This is a genomic window from Rhizobium sp. NRK18 (assembly GCF_024385575.1).
Lineage (GTDB): Bacteria > Pseudomonadota > Alphaproteobacteria > Rhizobiales > Rhizobiaceae > JANFMV01.
In genome coordinates this window covers 2,835,455-2,848,858 of the sequence record NZ_JANFMV010000001.1, presented here as the reverse complement: position 1 = coordinate 2,848,858, position 13,404 = coordinate 2,835,455, and the positions used below count along the sequence as shown (strand labels likewise).

General features: G+C 64.2%; 9 protein-coding genes. 8 read left to right on the top strand and 1 reads right to left on the bottom strand.

Annotation, left to right across the window (positions count from 1 at the left end; genetic code table 11):
- Positions 1-33 precede the first annotated feature (33 nt).
- The 8 genes from ccmI (at position 34) to NN662_RS13355 (ending at position 11,035) form a co-directional block, all read left to right on the top strand.
- Entirely contained in the window at positions 34-1,173 is a 1,140-nt protein-coding gene (gene ccmI, locus NN662_RS13390) for a c-type cytochrome biogenesis protein CcmI (protein ID WP_261930739.1), read from the top strand.
- Complete coding sequence (ccmE, locus tag NN662_RS13385; protein ID WP_261930738.1) at positions 1,170-1,622, top strand: cytochrome c maturation protein CcmE; 453 nt, start codon at positions 1,170-1,172, stop codon at positions 1,620-1,622. Before ccmI ends, ccmE begins: the two co-directional genes overlap by 4 nt.
- On the top strand, positions 1,619-3,610 hold the full coding sequence (locus tag NN662_RS13380; RefSeq protein WP_261930737.1) for a heme lyase CcmF/NrfE family subunit: 1,992 nt from the start codon (positions 1,619-1,621) through the stop codon (positions 3,608-3,610). Before ccmE ends, NN662_RS13380 begins: the two co-directional genes overlap by 4 nt.
- Positions 3,607-4,062 (top strand): cytochrome c-type biogenesis protein CcmH, encoded by a 456-nt coding sequence (locus NN662_RS13375; protein WP_261930736.1) that lies wholly within the window; start codon positions 3,607-3,609, stop codon positions 4,060-4,062. Before NN662_RS13380 ends, NN662_RS13375 begins: the two co-directional genes overlap by 4 nt.
- A 162-nt stretch (positions 4,063-4,224) precedes the next feature.
- Complete coding sequence (locus NN662_RS13370; protein WP_261930735.1) at positions 4,225-5,775, top strand: Do family serine endopeptidase; 1,551 nt, start codon at positions 4,225-4,227, stop codon at positions 5,773-5,775.
- Between the two features lie 79 nt (positions 5,776-5,854).
- Positions 5,855-6,604 (top strand): response regulator transcription factor, encoded by a 750-nt coding sequence (locus NN662_RS13365; RefSeq protein WP_315972596.1) that lies wholly within the window; start codon positions 5,855-5,857, stop codon positions 6,602-6,604.
- Positions 6,605-6,611: 7 nt separating this feature from the next.
- Positions 6,612-8,024: a sensor histidine kinase gene (locus tag NN662_RS13360; protein ID WP_261930734.1), complete on the top strand. Its 1,413-nt coding sequence runs from the start codon at positions 6,612-6,614 to the stop codon at positions 8,022-8,024.
- 50 nt (positions 8,025-8,074) lie between these two features.
- Positions 8,075-11,035 carry a bifunctional [glutamine synthetase] adenylyltransferase/[glutamine synthetase]-adenylyl-L-tyrosine phosphorylase gene (locus NN662_RS13355; protein ID WP_261930733.1) on the top strand — a complete coding sequence of 987 codons (2,961 nt, stop codon included), beginning with the start codon at positions 8,075-8,077 and terminating at the stop codon, positions 11,033-11,035.
- Here the strand turns inward: NN662_RS13355 and NN662_RS13350 are convergent.
- Positions 10,980-13,364 carry a PAS domain-containing sensor histidine kinase gene (locus tag NN662_RS13350; protein ID WP_261930732.1) on the bottom strand — a complete coding sequence of 795 codons (2,385 nt, stop codon included), beginning with the start codon at positions 13,362-13,364 and terminating at the stop codon, positions 10,980-10,982. The two genes, NN662_RS13355 and NN662_RS13350, sit on opposite strands and share 56 nt — an antisense overlap.
- Positions 13,365-13,404 lie beyond the last annotated feature (40 nt).

Genomic DNA, 13,404 nt, shown 5'->3' with positions numbered 1-13,404 from the left:
GAAAGCCCCCGCGCTTGCAGTATTTGGATCGCCATGGATTTCTGGATTCTTGCCACACTTCTGACCGTCCTCGTCGCGGCCTTGCTTGTCATGCCGCTTTTGCGAAAGGGACGACAACCCGATGAAACGCATGCGGGCGAAGCGGCCGTCTATCGCGACCAGCTCTCCGAACTGGAGCGGGACCGCGCATCCGGCCTGATTTCGGCGGAAGAAGCCGAATATGCCCGCGCCGAGATCGGCCGGCGGCTGATCGCCGTTTCCAAGGACAAGGCGCAGCAGCGGAAGGCCGGCGGCCGGCATGTGCTGGTCTCCGCCGTCGTCGTGCTCGCCGTCGCCGGCACTGCGATCTATCTCTATGGCCTGACTGGTTCACCCGGCGCGCCGGACGAGCCGCTCGAGGCCCGGATGGAAAATCCCGGTAACGACGTCGGCATCCTGATCGCCAAGGCCGAACGCCATCTTGCCGACAATCCCGATGACGGCGGCGGCTGGGACCTGCTGGCGCCGATCTATTTCCGCAACATGCGCATCGGTGACGCCGAACTCGCCTACCGCAACGCAATCCGGCTTCTCGGCGAGAATGCCGAACGTCTGTCCGGCCTCGGCGAGACGCTGGTCGCCGGCAATGACGGCATCGTCACCGACGAGGCGCAGCAGATCTTTCAGAAGTCGGTCGCGCTCGACGGCAACAATCCGAAGGCGAAATACTATCTTGCGCTGGCGCTGGAAGAGAGCGGCAAGCGCGAAGAAGCACTGGCGGCCTTCAAGGCTCTGGCGGCGGAAAGCCCCGCCGACGCGCCATGGATGCCGCTGGTAAACCGCCACATCGCCCAGGTTGGCGGGGCGCCGGCAATCGCCGAAAATGACGGCAAGGCACCGGGCAATCCGACCGCAGACGATGTCGAAGCCGCCAAGGACATGTCGTCGGGCGATCGTCAGCAGATGATCCAGTCGATGGTTGCAAGCCTCGCCCAGAAGCTCGCCGACGACCCGAACAATTTCGAGGGCTGGATGCGGCTGGTACGCTCCTATGCGGTGCTGAACCAGAAGGACAAGGCCGAGGAAGCCCTCAAGACCGCGCTGAAGACCTTTCCGGCTGATGGCGACCAGCGCAGGGAGCTCGTTGCGCTCGGCAAGGAAATGGGTCTGACGGTGGATGGAGCAAGCCAATGACACGCAAGCAGAAACGCCTCGCGGTGATCGGCTGCGGCATGGGGTTCATCATCGCCGCCGTTCTCCTCGTTATGTTCGCCTTCGGCCAGTCGGTCGCCTATTTCTACGTCCCCGGTGATCTGGCCGAGGCGCATGTGCAGCCGGGCACCCGGATCAGGCTTGGCGGACTGGTCGAGGAGGGTAGCTGGGTGCGCGGCGCCGGAACGACCTCGACCTTCGTCGTGACCGATACCCAGGCCAATGTTAAGGTGACCTATACCGGCATCCTGCCGGACCTGTTCCGCGAGGGGCAGGGCGTGGTGGCCGAAGGCAAGTTCGAGCCGGGCAGCGATGTTTTCGTTGCCGATACCGTGCTTGCCAAGCATGATGAGACCTACATGCCCAAGGATGTCGCCGACAGGCTGGAGGCGCGGGGCGTAACGCTTTCTGGCAAGGAAACCATCAAATGATGACCGAGCTTGGACATTATGCGCTCGTATTGGCGCTCGGCGTGATGCTGGTCCAGTCGATCCTGCCGGTCGTCGGCGCCAGACGCGGCGATGCGGGACTGATGGATCTTGCCTCCTATGCGGCGCTGACCGGTTTTGCGCTGGTCGCCTTTTCCTTCGCCATGCTGGCGCGCGCGCACATGACGTCCGACTTCTCGGTCGTCAACGTCTGGGAGAATTCGCACTCGCTGGTGCCGGCGCTCTACAAGTTTTCGGGCGTGTGGGGCAACCACGAAGGCTCGATGATGCTGTGGCTGCTGATCCTCGCCTTCTTCAGCGCCCTCGTCGCCCTGTTCGGCCGCAACATTCCTGATACGCTGAAGGCCAATGTGCTGGCGGTGCAGGCCTGGATCGGCTTCGCCTTCACCCTCTTCATCCTCCTGACCTCGAACCCTTTTGCGCGGCTTTTCCCGCCGCCGGCGGAAGGCAAGGATCTGAACCCGGTGCTGCAGGATGTCGGCCTCGCCATTCATCCGCCGCTTCTCTATCTCGGCTATGTCGGCTTCTCGGTCTGCTTCTCCTTTGCCGTTGCGGCGCTTCTCGATGGCCGCATCGATGCGGCCTGGGCGCGCTGGGTTCGTCCCTGGACGCTGACGGCATGGACGTTCCTGACGGCGGGCATCGCCATGGGGTCCTACTGGGCCTATTACGAGCTCGGCTGGGGCGGCTGGTGGTTCTGGGATCCGGTCGAGAACGCCTCCTTCATGCCATGGCTCGCCGGTACGGCGCTCCTGCATTCGGCACTGGTCATGGAAAAACGCGAGGCCCTGAAGATCTGGACGGTGCTGCTTGCCATCCTGACCTTCTCGCTGTCGCTGCTCGGCACCTTCCTCGTGCGCTCCGGCGTCCTGACCTCGGTGCATGCGTTTGCCTCCGACCCGTCGCGCGGCATCTTCATCCTCTGCATCCTGATCATCTTCATCGGCGGCTCGTTGAGCCTGTTTGCCTTCCGCGCGCCGCTGTTGAAAGCCGGCGGGCTGTTCGCGCCGATCTCCCGAGAGGGCGCGCTGGTGCTCAACAATCTGATCCTCACGGTGTCGACCGCAACGGTTCTGATCGGCACGCTTTATCCGCTGCTGCTCGAAACGCTGACCGGCGAGAAGATCTCCGTCGGCGCGCCGTTCTTCAACCTGACCTTCGGCCTGTTGATGGTGCCGCTGATCGTCGCCGTGCCGTTCGGGCCGCTGCTGGCGTGGAAGCGGGGCGACCTGTTGGGCGCCTTCCAGCGGCTCTACATCTTCGCGATCGTCGCCTTCATCGCTGCGGCGATCCTGTTCTACATGCAGAACGGCGGGCCGCTCATGGCGCTCCTTGGCCTCGGGGCGGGCTTCTACCTGATCTTCGGCGCATTCGCCGATCTCTTCTACCGCGCCGGTTTCTCCAAGGTCGGGCTGAGCGTCGGCTGGAAGCGCCTGACAGGCCTGCCGCGCTCGGCGTTCGGAACGGCGATCGCCCATGCGGGCTTCGGCGTCTCGGTCCTCGGCGTTGTCGCCGTCACGACATTTGCGACGGAGAACGTCGTGGAGATGAAACCGGGCGCGACGACGGAAGCGGGCGGCTATCAGATCACCTTCGACGGGATGAAATCCGGCAAGGGACCGAACTACACCGAGGATTCGGGCCATTTCTCCATTGCCCGCGGCGGTGTGCAGGTCTCTGATTTCTTCTCCTCCAAGCGGCTCTACACGGCCCGCCGCATGCCGACGACGGAAGCCGGCATCCGCACCTTCGGCCTCAGCCAGCTTTACGTTTCGCTGGGCGATCCGACGGATGACGGCGGCATGGTCGTGCGCATCTGGTGGAAGCCGTTCATCCTCTGCATCTGGGGCGGCGCCCTGATCATGATGGTCGGCGGTTTTGTGTCGCTGAGCGACCGTCGCCTGCGCGTCGGCGCGCCGAAGCGGCGGGCCAAGGTGGCGGCGAGACCGGCAGTGGAGGCGGCCGAATGATCCGCCGTCTTCTCCTGATTATCGCGTTCCTGATCACGGCGGCGCCGGCTTTCGCCGTCAATCCGGATGAGGTGCTGTCCGATCCCGCGCTCGAGGCGAGGGCGCGGACGATTTCTGCCGAGCTTCGCTGCATGGTCTGCCAGAATCAGTCGATCGACGATTCGAACGCCGATCTCGCCCGCGATCTGCGATTGCTGGTGCGAAACCGGCTGACGCAGGGCGATACCGACCAGCAGGTCATCGACTATATCGTGTCGCGCTACGGCGAATTCGTTCTCCTGAAGCCGCGGTTCGGCGAGAAGACGCTGATCCTGTGGGGCGCGCCTGTGCTGCTCGCCGTTGCCGGAGGTTTCGCGTTGTTCATCTACGGCCGCAGGAACCGCGCTCGCCCGACCGGCAAGCCACTCTCCGAAGCGGAAGCCAAGGAATTGGAAAACATACTGAAAAGCTGAATTTTCGGGGATGTTGGACGGCGATCTCGACGGGCGCCGAACATTACCAAAAATTCATCGCCCGGTCAGTTGTCCGTAAGGTCTCACCCCTTATACCTTTCTTCATCGATTGTTCCTGCCGACCCCCAAGGCAAAATGACAAAGGAAGAGAAGGTAATCCCCATGTTGAGCACTCAAAACGGTCGCACCACCCTGAAAACCGTCCTGAAGTCCACGACTGTCGCGGGTCTTGCGGCGGTGCTCCTGTCGACCGGCATTCCGGCTCTCGTCGAACAGAGCTATGCGGCCCCGGTCGAAGTCGACGCGCCACACGTTGCAAGCTTTGCCGATGTCGTCGATGCCGTTTCCCCTGCCGTCGTTTCCGTTCGTGTCGAATCCAAGATCCAGCCGGCAGCCGACGATGGCGGCTTCTACTTCAACTTCGGCGAACGCGGCTTCGACAACCTGCCCGACGACCATCCGCTGAAGCGCTTCTTCCGTGATTTCGGCGGCCCGAATGGTGGTCCGAACGGCGGCCCGCAGGATGGCGGTCCGATGCCGAAGGGCAAGCCGCACCTGCGCCCGACCGCCCAGGGTTCCGGCTTCTTCATCTCCGATGACGGCTACATCGTCACTAACAACCACGTCGTTGCCGACGGCTCCGCCTTCACGGTCGTCATGAACGACGGCACGGAAATGCCGGCCAAGCTGATCGGCACCGATCCGCGCACTGACCTGGCCGTGCTGAAGGTCGATTCCAAGCGCAAGTTCACCTATGTGCAGTTTGCCGATGACAACAAGGTGCGCGTCGGTGACTGGGTCGTCGCTGTCGGCAACCCGTTCGGTCTCGGCGGTACGGTGACTGCAGGTATCGTTTCGGCCCGTGGCCGCGATATCCATTCTGGTCCCTATGACGACTTCATCCAGATCGACGCTGCCGTGAACCCCGGCAACTCCGGTGGCCCGGCCTTCAACCTGAACGGCGAAGTGATCGGCATCAACACCGCGATCTCCACGCCATCCGGCGGCAACGTCGGCATCGCTTTCGCCATCCCGGCATCGGTCGCACAGGGCGTCGTCAACGATCTGATCAAGAGCGGCACGGTCGACCGTGGCTGGCTCGGTGTTCAGATCCAGCCGGTGACCAAGGATATTGCCGAATCGCTCGGCCTCGCCGAAGCCAAGGGTGCGCTGGTGATCGAGCCGCAGGAGAACTCTCCGGGCATGGAAGCTGGCATCAAGAAGGGTGACGTGGTCACCGCCGTCAACGGCGATCCGATCAAGGACTCCCGTGATCTTGCCCGCCGCATCGGGGCCATGGCTCCGGGTGCGAAGGTCGACGTGACGATCTGGCGTGACGGCAAGTCGCAGGATCTGAGCGTCAAGCTCGGCACGCTGCCGGCTGAAAAGGTTGCCAGCGCCGATCAGGGCTCCTCCGACCAGGCAACGCCGTCCACCGACAAGGCGCTCGCCGACCTCGGCCTCAGCGTGGCGCCGTCCGACGACGGTAACGGCGTGACCATCAACGACGTCGATCCGAACTCGGATGCCGCCGACAAGGGCATCCGCGCCGGCGACAAGATCACCTCGGTCAACAACCAGGAGATCTCCAGCGCCGACGACATCGTCAAGGCCCTGAAGGAAGCCAAGGACAACGGCCGCACCAAGGCGCTGTTCCAGATCGAGACCCAGCAGGGCAGCCGCTTCGTGGCACTGCCCGTCAGCCAGGGCTGATCGGTTCCGACACACCGGGCGTCGCGCAGCACCAACCGCTGCGCGGCGCCTTTTTCGTTGCGGAGAATGGAGTGAGCGGATGTCTGAGGTTGAAATCGTCACCATCGAGAAGGACTGTGCGGAGACCGGAAGACCGGCTAATGTCGCGCACATGAAGATTCTGCTGATTGAAGACGACCTGGAGGCTGCCGCCTACCTGGTCAAGGCATTCCGGGAAACCGGTATTGTGGCCGACCATGCCAGCGACGGCGAAAGCGGCCTGTTCATGGCATCCGAGAACCCGTATGACGTGCTTCTGATCGACCGCATGCTGCCGCGCCGCGACGGTCTGTCGGTGATCAGCGAGCTGCGCCGCAAGGGCATCCATACGCCGGTCCTGATCCTCTCCGCGCTCGGTCAGGTCGACGACCGCGTCACCGGCCTTCGCGCCGGCGGCGACGACTATCTGCCAAAGCCCTATGCCTTCTCCGAGCTGCTCGCCCGTGTCGAAGTTCTCGGACGCCGCAAGGGCACACCGGAACAGGACATGGTCTACCGCGTCGGCGACCTCGAGCTCGACCGCCTGTCCCATCAGGTGCGCCGCGACGGCAAGGAGATCCTGCTGCAGCCGCGCGAGTTCCGTCTCCTCGAATATCTCATGAAGAATGCCGGCCAGGTGGTGACCCGCACCATGCTCCTGGAAAACGTCTGGGATTATCATTTCGATCCGCAGACCAATGTCATCGACGTGCATGTCTCGCGGCTTCGCTCCAAGATCGAGAAGGATTTCGACCGGCCGCTCCTGAAGACCATCCGCGGCGCCGGCTACATGATCCGGGACGAAGGATAACGTCCGCATGGCGCGACTGGTGCTGCTCTTCCGCTCGACTGCCGTCAGGCTCTCTGCGCTTTATATCCTGCTGTTCGGTCTCTGCGCCGCCGTGCTCGTCTTCTATGTGACGTCGATGTCCGGCCAGCTGATCGGCCGGCAGGTGCAGGAATCGCTTGCCGACGAGATCAAGGATTTCAGCGAGATCTATGCGCGGGCAGGGGTCAACGGCATCCTGAAGACCATCGAGCGTCGCGCCCGCCAGCCGGGCGCCAATCTTTACGTCATCGCCGGGCCGGTCGGTCAGGTGCTGGCCGGCAACGTCCAAGCCGTCGATCCGGGTGTCCTCGACGCGACCGGCTGGGTCGATCATCCGTTCCGCTACACGCGCTATGCCGATGACGATGTGAAGAAGCCGCAGCATGTCGCCGTCGGCTATGTCTTCGTGCTCGACAACGGGCTGCGCATCCTGATCGCCCGCGATCTCGGCGAACCGCAGCGGTTGCGCTATCTCGTGCGCCGGGCGCTGATGCTGGCGCTGGCGATCATGGGGGCCGGCGCGGTGCTGATCTGGTTCGGCATCGGCCGCAATGCGCTCAAACGCATCGACCGGATGTCGGCGGCAAGCAAGAAGATCATGGCCGGCGACCTGACGCAGCGGCTGCCGGAATCCGGCTCCGGCGACGAATTCGACCGGCTGTCGGTGTCGCTGAATGCGATGATCGGCCGGATCGCCAAGCTCAACGAAGGCCTGCGGCAGGTGTCCGACAACATCGCCCATGACCTGAAGACGCCGCTGACCCGGCTGCGCAACAAGGCGGCCGATGCGCTTGCCAATCCGGAGCCGGAAGCCCGCCAGCACGCGCTGGAAGGAATCATCGCCGAATCCGACCAGCTGATCCGCACTTTCAATGCGCTCCTGATGATTTCCCGCGTCGAGGCCGGTTCGGTCGCCGCCGAGATGAGCCCCGTTGACCTCGCCGAGATCGTCGCCGACAGCGCCGAACTTTACGAACCCGTGGCGGAGGATTTGGGACTGGCGCTGGAGACCGATATCGCCGAAAAGCTCTCGCTGCTCGGCAATCGCGAGCTGATCGGCCAGGCACTCACCAATCTGATGGACAATGCCATCAAATACGCCGTTGAAGGCGAGGGCGAGCGCAAGATTTGCGTGCGGGCCGTCAGCGACGGCGGCGAAATCCGTCTCTCCGTTGCCGACCACGGACCGGGCATCCCTGCCGACCGTCGTGACGATGTCGTCAAGCGCTTCGTCCGCTTGGACGAGAGCCGTACGAAGCCGGGCACCGGTCTCGGCCTCTCGCTGGTCGAAGCGGTCATGCTGCTGCATGGCGGGCGGCTAGAACTGTCCGATACGGAACCGGACGCCGAGGCCGCGAAGGGTCTGACCGTGACGATGATTTTCCCCGCCGCCAGGTCCTGACGGTCGCAATCGCCGTTCCCGGCTGCTATACCGGCTGAGGGAGGAATGGCATGGACGTGAATGAAGACAGGCGACGTCTTTCGGACGTTGCGGCAGATGTGATCAGGCCCTTCAATCAGACCGAGCTGAAATCGGCAACGATGGACCTGAAGGAGTGGATGGCGGAGACGCCGGAGCTCGCTCCGGTGTTCGATGCGAACGCAGATCTGAAGTCCTTCTTTCTCTCAGCCATGACGCTTTCCCCGCATCTTCGCGACACGGCAAGGCTGGAGGTTTCGTTCCTGCCAATGGCTTTCGGCGAGCCCCTCGCCGGCATGATCCGTTCTCTGGTGGATGACGCCCTTGGCAGCTGGAAGGCCGATGAGGATGGCGCGCTGCCGTCCGAGGCCGAGGTCATGACGCGGCTGCGGGTCGCCAAGCGCCGCGTCGCCTTCCTGCTGGCGCTCGCCGACCTCGGGCGGGTCCTTTCGACCGCGGAGGTGACCGCCTGGTTGAGCGCGCTGGCGGATGCGGCCGTTTCGGCAACGATCGATTATCTTCTGGCATCCGCTGCGGCCGATGGCCGGCTGACGCTGAAGGATCCGGCCGAGCCTTCCAAAGGCTCCGGTCTCGTCGTCCTCGGCATGGGCAAGCTCGGCGCCGGTGAACTCAACTATTCCTCCGACATCGACATCGTCGTCTTCTTCGATCCGGCATCCGGGCTCGTGGCCGATCCGGACGATGCGATCGATCTCTTTCCACGGCTGATGCGGCGGCTGGTGCGCATCCTTCAGGAACGCACGGCAGACGGTTATGTTTTTCGCACCGACCTGCGGCTGCGGCCGGATCCCGGCTCGACGCCGCTGGCGATCCCGGTCGAGGCGGCTCTCCTCTATTATGAAAGCCGGGGCCAGAACTGGGAGCGCGCGGCCTTCATCAAGGCGCGGCCCTGCGCCGGCGATCTCGAGGCCGGCGCCGCCTTCGTCAGGGAGCTGCGCCCCTTCGTCTTCCGCAAGTATCTCGATTATGCGGCGATCTCCGACATCCATTCGATCAAGCGGCAGATCCATGTCCACAAGGGGCACGGCGAGATCGCGGTGAAGGGCCATAACGTCAAGCTCGGACGCGGTGGTATCCGCGAGATAGAGTTCTTCGTCCAGACCCAGCAGTTGATCGCCGGCGGCCGCATGCCGGAACTGCGCATCCGGCCGACGCAGGAGGCGCTCGATGCGCTTGCGGAGGCGCAATGGATCGGCGCGTCGACGCGCGACGAGATGACGGCCGCCTACTGGTTCCTGCGCGAGGTCGAGCATCGCATCCAGATGGTCCGGGACGAGCAGTCGCACGTCCTGCCGGACAGCGAGACGGAACTCAAGCGCATCGCCTTCATGTGCGGCTTCGAGGACACCAAGGCCTTTTCGCAGAAGCTGACATCGGTGTTGAAGCGCGTCGAGCATCGCTATGCGCGGCTGTTCGAACGCGAGGCGGAACTGGCGAGCGATGCCGGCAACCTCGTCTTCACCGGCCAGCAGGACGATCCGGCGACCCTCGAGACACTGCGCAAGCTCGGCTTCGAGCGGCCGGAGGCGATCTCCTCCGTCATCCGCGGCTGGCACTACGGCCGCTATCGTGTGACGCAGTCGGCGCCGGCCCGCGAACGGCTGACGGCGCTGACGCCGCAGCTTTTGAAGGCCTTCGGCGAGAACCGGCGCGCCGACGAGGCGCTGCTGCGTTTCGACCAGTTCCTGTCCGGCCTGCCGGCGGGCGTGCAGCTCTTCTCGCTGCTGGCCAGCAATCCAGCCCTTCTCGACCTGATGGTGACGATCATGGCGTCGGCGCCGCGGCTTGCCGACATCATCGCCTCGCGGCCGCACGTCTTCGACGGCATGCTGGACCCGGCGCTGCTGTCGGAACTGCCGACGCGCGAATACCTGGAAACGCGGCTCGATGAATTCCTGTCGGGTGCGGTGGTCTACGAGGACGTGCTCGACCGGCTGCGCATCTTTGCCGCCGAACAGCGCTTCCTGATCGGTATCCGGCTTTTGACCGGCGCGATCAGCGGCGCGGACGCCGGCAAGGCCTTCACCCATCTGGCGGATCTGGCGATCGCAGCCGCACTGAAGGCGGTGATCGACGAGATGGAGGCCGCCCATGGGGCGTTTCCCGACAGCCGGGTGGCGATCCTCGGCATGGGCAAGCTCGGCAGTTTCGAACTGACGGCGGGCTCGGACGTCGATCTGATCCTGCTTTACGAATATGACGACGACAGCGCCGAATCCGACGGGGCGAAGCCGCTCGATGCCCAGCGCTATTTCACCCGGCTGACCCAGAGGCTGATGGCCGCATTGTCGGCGCCCACTGCCGAGGGCGTGCTATTCGAGGTCGACATGCGGTTGCGGCCGTCCGGCAACAAGGGGCCGCTTGCCACCCGATTCCGGTCATTCGTCAAATACCAGGAGGAGGAGGCCTGGACCTGGGAGCACATGGCGCTCACGCGCGCTCGCCCGGTCTGCGGCGACCAGCGGCTGAGCGACGAGGCGGTCGCCGTCATCGAGGCGATCGTGGCCCGCCGCCGCGACGTTGCGGCGCTGGCCAAGGATGTCGCCGAGATGCGCGGCATGATTGACAAAGAGAAGCCGCCGCAAAGCCTCTGGGACATGAAGCTGATTGCCGGCGGCCTGATCGATCTGGAATTCATCGGCCAGTATCTGGCGCTGGCGGCAGGGGCCGAGGACATCAAGGTCCGCACCGCCGGCATAACCACGCAGGAGGTCTTGGAGGAGCTGGGGTCGCGGATGATGAACCGCGATGATCTCGATACCTGCCTGGAGGCATTGCGGCTTTACGGAGAGGTGTCGCAGATCGTCCGGCTGTGCATCGACGATGCCTTCGATCCGAAGGAAGCGCCGTCAGGCCTGGTGGATCTCGTCTGCCATGCCGGCGGCTGCCCGGCCATCGGCCAGCTCGAAGCCGAGATCAAGCGCTGCGCAAAAGCCGTACGGACGATTTTTCAAAGGACTTTGAAAGCCTGACGAGATCGACGGAAGTGCCGAGATCGGGGATGCGTAGGCAGATGATGGTACCCTCGTTTTCGCGCGAGACGATCTTCATCTTGCCGCCGTGAAGGGCCGCGAGAGAGCGGGAGATGGCAAGCCCGAGGCCCGAGCCGCCCTTGCTCTTGGCATACTGGTTCTGCACCTGTTCGAACGGCTGGCCGATCTTCTGGATCGCCGCGCGCGGGATTCCGATTCCGCTGTCGGCGAAGGTCAGGTAGACGGCGCCGCCGGCCTTGCGGGCCTTGACCGAAACCCGGCCGCCCTCGTTGGTAAACTTCACCGCATTCGACAGGATGTTGAGCATGATCTGCTTCATCGCCCGGCGGTCGGCGACCAGCGTCAGCCCGGAAGAGATGCAGGGCATGACCTCGATGTTCTTCTGGCTGGCGGGGATGGTGATGAAGCGCAGGCTCTCCTCGATCAGCGGCGCAAGGTCGATCGCTTCGCAATGCAGCCGCATGTGGCCGGCCTCGATCTTCGACATGTCGAGAATGTCGTTGATGACGTTGAGCAGGTGCTTGCCGCTGTCGTGAATGTCGCGGGCGTATTCGTTGTATTTCGGTGAGCCCAGTTCGCCGAACATCTGGTTGAGCAGGATTTCCGAGAAGCCGAGGATGGCGTTCAGCGGCGTGCGCAGCTCGTGCGACATGTTGGCGAGGAAATCGGACTTGGCGATGTTGGCGGCTTCCGCGCGTTCCTTTTCCGCCTGGTAATTGGAGTTGGCGATGGAGAGTTCCGCCTTCTGTTTTTCCAGCGTCTGGCGGTAGGCGGAGAGGTCGTTGATGGTCGCCATCAGCCGGCGCTCGGACTTGCGCAGCCGCTCGGTATTGCGCTTCAGCTGGGTGATGTCGGTGCCGACCGAGACGAGGCCGCCGTCGCGCGTGCGGCGCTCGTTGATCTGCAGCCAGCGCTCGTCGGCGAGCTGGACTTCGGCCGTCTGCGACCGGCCGTTACGGTCCGGGTCGGCGATGCGGCGGGTGACGACCGGACGGGCGGCCGCGGCCATGACCTTCTTGCGGTCGGTGCCGGGGACGAGAACGGTGTCCGGAAGCCCGTAGGCCTGCTGGAAGTGGGCATTGCACATCACCAGGCGGTCGTAGCGATCCCAGAGCACGAAAGTTTCCGAGGTGCATTCCAGGGCATCTGCGAGACGCTGGTCGGCTTCCGCATAGCGCTGGGCGAGACGGTGCTGTTCGGAGACGTCCATAGCGATGCCGATCAGGTGCATCTGGCCGGAGGCCGTGCGCACCAGCTGGGCGCGGGCCCGCAGCCAGACATAATGGCCGTCGGCGTGGCGGACGCGGAAGACTTCATCGATGTTGCGGGCTTCGCCATGGGCGACCGAACGGGCGATGGCGTAGAAGTTCTGGTCTTCCGGATGCATGCGCCGGGCGGCGTCGGAGAAGGTCAGGATGCGATCGGACGGGGGCAGGCCGAGCATCTGGTACATCGAGCGCGACCAGTAGAGGCGGCGCGTGGAGAAGTCGAAGTCCCAGAGGCCGCTGCGGCCGCGCGACAGGGCGGTTTCGACCCGAAGACTCGATTCCTGGAAGACGAGGTCCGCATCGCGGGCGCGCTTGATCTGGGTGTAATAGGCGTAGAGGACGACAAGCAGGATCGCCGACGTGCCGGCAAACAGCGTGACGTTGAGCGCCACCTCGTTGCGCCATTGCTGGCCGATCCATTCGCGCGAGGAGGCGACGAAGATCATGCCGCCATTGTCGCCGGCGAGACTGATGGCGGCGTCATAGGGCACGGAGCCGATCATCGCCTGGATGATGCCGGTGCTCTCGCCATAACGGCCGACCGTCATCATTTCCGGCAGGAGTTCGGATAGCTTCATGCCGACGAAGCCGGCGCCGGTCGGCGAACTGGCGAAGATCGTGCCGTCGGCGTGGATCAGCAGGATGAACGTGCCGGATGGCAGGCTGGCAGCGGGAAGGCGGGCGCGAAGCAGCTCTTCGGCCTGGTCGCGATCGCCCCAGGCTGCCGTGGCTTCCGCGCTGCCGAAGGCGGAGTTGGCGGCGGAAAGGGTAAGCACCGTCGACTGGCGCAGGCTTTCTTCAAGTCGGTCCTGTTCGGACACGACGCCGATGACCCGCGAGGCGGCGACGATCGAGAGGAAGATGACGATGAGGATCGGGATCGAGCGCTTCAGAACCGGCTCGATCTGCGGCATGCGGCCCGCCCTTGCCGTAACCATCTGTTCCGCCCCCCGCTTCAGCCAGTCCTGAAACATGCTGAAATCTGGCGCCTTGAGACGCAGCCGCCCATCGGCCGCGGTAACCCGCCGCACGTTCGTCATTCTTTGCCTGCCCTGGTTCCCCGCACGATTCGCAAGAACT

Bases quoted from the DNA above. Each gene is read 5' to 3' on its own strand.
- ccmI (WP_261930739.1), top strand. From the start codon at position 34: ATGGATTTCTGGATTCTTGCCACACTTCTGACCGTCCTCGTCGCGGCC.
- ccmE (WP_261930738.1), top strand. From the start codon at position 1,170: ATGACACGCAAGCAGAAACGCCTCGCGGTGATCGGCTGCGGCATGGGG.
- NN662_RS13380 (WP_261930737.1), top strand. From the start codon at position 1,619: ATGATGACCGAGCTTGGACATTATGCGCTCGTATTGGCGCTCGGCGTG.
- NN662_RS13375 (WP_261930736.1), top strand. From the start codon at position 3,607: ATGATCCGCCGTCTTCTCCTGATTATCGCGTTCCTGATCACGGCGGCG.
- NN662_RS13370 (WP_261930735.1), top strand. From the start codon at position 4,225: ATGTTGAGCACTCAAAACGGTCGCACCACCCTGAAAACCGTCCTGAAG.
- NN662_RS13365 (WP_315972596.1), top strand. From the start codon at position 5,855: ATGTCTGAGGTTGAAATCGTCACCATCGAGAAGGACTGTGCGGAGACC.
- NN662_RS13360 (WP_261930734.1), top strand. From the start codon at position 6,612: ATGGCGCGACTGGTGCTGCTCTTCCGCTCGACTGCCGTCAGGCTCTCT.
- NN662_RS13355 (WP_261930733.1), top strand. From the start codon at position 8,075: ATGGACGTGAATGAAGACAGGCGACGTCTTTCGGACGTTGCGGCAGAT.
- NN662_RS13350 (WP_261930732.1), bottom strand. From the start codon at position 13,364: ATGACGAACGTGCGGCGGGTTACCGCGGCCGATGGGCGGCTGCGTCTC.